Here is a 1,793-nt window from a genome sequence, read left to right as displayed (position 1 = left end):
CGTCAACATCGCGTCGATGGCCGGCCTCAAGGTGCTCGGCCAGATCGGCGTCTACTGCATGAGCAAATCGGCCGTCATCCACATGACCCGCGCGATGGCCCTCGAATGGGGCCGCTACGGCATCAACGTCAACGCGATCTGCCCCGGCTACATCGACACCGAGATCAACCACCACCACTGGAAGACCGAGCAGGGCAAGAAACTCATCGACATGATGCCGCGCAAGCGCATCGGCCAGCCGCAAGACCTCGACGCCGTGCTGATGATGCTGTGCGCCAACGAGAGCCACTTCGTCAACGGCGCCGTGATCCAGGCCGACGACGGGTTCGCGGTGTGAGTTTGCGGCCCCTCACCCTGCTGGAGGCCCGCGCGCTCGGCGTGCTGATCGAGAAGGCCAGCACCGTGCCCGACAGCTACCCGCTGTCGCTGAACGCGCTGGCCTCCGGCTGCAACCAGAAGACCGCCCGCGATCCGGTGATGAACGCGACCGATGCCGAGGTGCAGTCGGCCGTCGACGCGCTGAAGGCCCTGCACCTGGCCTTCGAGTCCAGCGGCTCGCGCGTCAGCCGCTACGAGCACAACCTCGGCCGCGCGCTCGCGCTGCCGTCGCAATCGGTTGCGCTGCTCGCGGTGCTGATGCTGCGCGGCCCGCAGACGGCCTCCGAACTGCGCGCCAACTGCGAGCGGCTGCACCGCTTCGCCGACACCTCGTCGGTCGAGGCTTTCCTCGACGAGCTGGCCACGCGCGCCGACGAGAAGGGCGGCCCGCTGGTGGTCAAGCTGCCGCGCGCGCCCGGTGCCCGCGAGGCGCGCTGGACGCACCTGCTGAGCGGCACGGTCGACATCTCGGCCATGCCGGTGGCGTCGAGCGACGAGGATTTCGTCGCCACCAGCGAGCTGGCGGCACTGAAAGCACAGCAGCTGAGCCTGAAGCGCGAGGTCGACGAACTGCGCGCGCTGGTCGAGCGGCTCTACGAGGAGCTGGGCGTCCGCAGATCGGAGTGACGTGCCGGATCGAATGACGAACTGAGCGGAGTCTCATGGGCGGAGCGAGGAAGTGGTGCCTCAGGCTGGTGGCCGTGATGGGCCTGGCCGCTGCGTTCATCCTGCCGGCCACGGCCCAGCCGCAGCTGCCATCCCCCACGCTGCGCCTCACCGATGCCGAGCGCGCGTGGGTGGCCCGGCACCCGGTGGTGCGCGTCGGCACCTCGCCCGGCCTGCCGCCGTATTTCACGTTCGGTGCCAATGCCGAGCGGCCGCAGGGCTACGTGATCGAGCTGATGGACCTGCTGGCCGAGCGCAGCGGGCTGCGCTTCGACTACCAGCGCTCGCCCAGCCAGGCCGTGCTGCTGGAGACGCTGGCGCGCGGCGAACTCGACGCGGCGGCCTTCACGCCCGCACCGGCCGACGGCGAGGGTGCCTTCCTGCACACCCGGCCGATGCTCGGCGCGAACATGGTGCTGGCGGTGCGGCGCGACATCTCCGACGTGTCGCCCGCCACCGAGTTCGGCGGCTACCGCGTGGCCGTCGAGGCGGCCTCGGCGGCCGACGGCCTGCTGGTGTCGCGCTTTCCCGGCGCGCAGGTGCAGCGCTACGACAGCGCCGAAGCCGCGCTGCGCGCGGTGGCCTCGGGCGATGCCGACCTCTACATCGGCTACCGCCACGTCGCGGTGCACTACATCGAGAAGAACCTGCTGGCCAACGTGCAGGTGCGCGGCGGCTTCGGCCCCGGGCTGACGGCGCTCGGCCCGGCCGTTCTGCGCGACCTGCCGCTGCTGCACGCGGTGCTCGAC

3 protein-coding genes are annotated in these 1,793 nt (G+C 70.6%); all 3 read left to right on the top strand.

Translation table 11 applies throughout. The annotated features are described in order from the left end of the window. On the top strand, positions 1 to 337 hold a 337-nt coding region (locus tag AC1D15_RS30165), incomplete at its 5' end, for an SDR family oxidoreductase (protein ID WP_477828920.1). Next, a complete protein-coding gene (locus AC1D15_RS30160) occupies positions 334 to 1,005 on the top strand; it encodes a YceH family protein (protein ID WP_047511735.1) in 672 nt (223 codons plus the stop codon). The genes AC1D15_RS30165 and AC1D15_RS30160, both read left to right, overlap by 4 nt. Positions 1,006 to 1,040: 35 nt before the next feature. Beyond that, a partial coding sequence (locus AC1D15_RS30155; RefSeq protein WP_477828919.1) for a transporter substrate-binding domain-containing protein occupies positions 1,041 to 1,793 on the top strand: 753 nt, incomplete at its 3' end.

This window comes from Rhizobacter sp. P2_H2 (assembly GCF_056403375.1).
Note: the sequence above shows the minus strand (reverse complement) of the source record. Positions and strands in the feature narration are given on the sequence as shown.